At 66.0% G+C, this 1,258-nt stretch carries 3 protein-coding genes; all 3 read right to left on the reverse strand.

Annotated features, from left to right (window positions below; genetic code table 11):
• The coding region (locus tag JCM19049_RS23650) for an inorganic phosphate transporter (RefSeq protein WP_374700325.1) at positions 1 to 109 on the reverse strand (109 nt) is incomplete at its 3' end.
• Positions 109 to 348 (reverse strand): hypothetical protein, encoded by a 240-nt coding sequence (locus JCM19049_RS14530; protein WP_054821926.1) that lies wholly within the window; start codon positions 346 to 348, stop codon positions 109 to 111. The genes JCM19049_RS14530 and JCM19049_RS23650, both read right to left, overlap by 1 nt.
• A 5-nt stretch (positions 349 to 353) precedes the next feature.
• Positions 354 to 788: a hypothetical protein gene (locus tag JCM19049_RS14535; protein WP_054821927.1), complete on the reverse strand. Its 435-nt coding sequence runs from the start codon at positions 786 to 788 to the stop codon at positions 354 to 356.
• Between the last annotated feature and the right edge of the window lie 470 nt (positions 789 to 1,258).

The following is a 1,258-nucleotide window of genomic DNA, read 5'->3' on the forward strand; positions in this document are numbered from 1 at the left end:
CCCCGGCGATCCCGGAGAGCAGCGCGTGCGTTGAAGAGGTCGGCATGCCCCGCCACCAGCAGAACAGTCCCCAGCCGGAGGCGGCCAGCAGCGCGCAGATCAGCATCATTAGTCCAGCGTTGCCCTCGGGCAGGCTGACATCCAGGCGGTTAACCAGGAAAAACCGAAGCTGGAGCTGGCCAGGGTGCCCAGGAAGGCGAAGATCGCCGCCACGGTGACCGCGATGCCCGGGGTCAGGGCCCGGGTGCGCACCGCTGCGGCCACCGCCGTGGAGGCGTCACGGAAACCGTTCAGGGTGGTGTAGCCAAGGGTCAACAGCACGGCCACAGCGCACAGGATGGTGGTCATTGCCCTTAGGACTCCTTGACCAGGACGCGGCCCAGGTGATCAGTGAACTGGCGCATGACGGTGCACGCGTCCTGCAGCTGATCGGCCACTAGCTGGTGGCGGTGCATGGTCGAGGCCTTGGAGTAGGAGGCGTTCTCCACGCTCCAGGCCAGATGGGTGCGGGCCATGCGCTTGGAGACGTGCAGCATCTGCAGCCAGTTGTCCTCCAGGTCATCAAGGTGGTGCAGCTGGCGCAGCGAGGCGGTGGCCATTTCCCCCAGCTGCCCCATCAGGTCCAACTGCTCGGAGGCCCGGGCGGAGAGCGGGGTGGAGCCCACCAGCGCGATCAGCTCGCCGGTGCCGCGCAGCTTCTCAATGGTCTCGTGCAGCAGCCGGGCGAAGGTGTACATGTCTTCGCGCGGCAGCGTGGACAGGTAGGAGGTGCGCAAGTGGGTGAGCACCGCGTGGTGCAGGTCGGAGGCCTTGGTTTCGGCCTCGGCAGGGAGCGCAGGGTCTGCTCCCGGCCCTCGGCGTTGCCGATCATTTCGGCCAGGGTGTCCACCGCGCCGTGAATCAGCGCGGCCAGGTCTCGCAACAATTCAAGTCCGCGGGAGGCGGAGGGAAAGAGCTGGAACTTCACGATTTACGGCGCACCATTCAAGTCGTACTTCATTGGGGGAGGACTGACGTTGAACAGTGTACGTCGGGAAGGTTAACAACCGTGATTGGTGGTGCCGGACCGGGAACGCCTCTCGGCGGAAGGCCGCTCGCAGCGGCTAATGGTTGGAGCCCGGGGTTACCAGCGGCCCGACACCAGAGTCCAGTTTTCTCGCTTGCCCCGGTAGATGTCAACCGATTTCAGCTTCCGTGCTGGATCTCACGCATCCGGACGCGGCGGCTGCGGGGCGAGCCTGCCCCGCCGGCCTCAGGT

The sequence above is a fragment of the Arthrobacter sp. JCM 19049 genome (genome assembly GCF_001310435.1).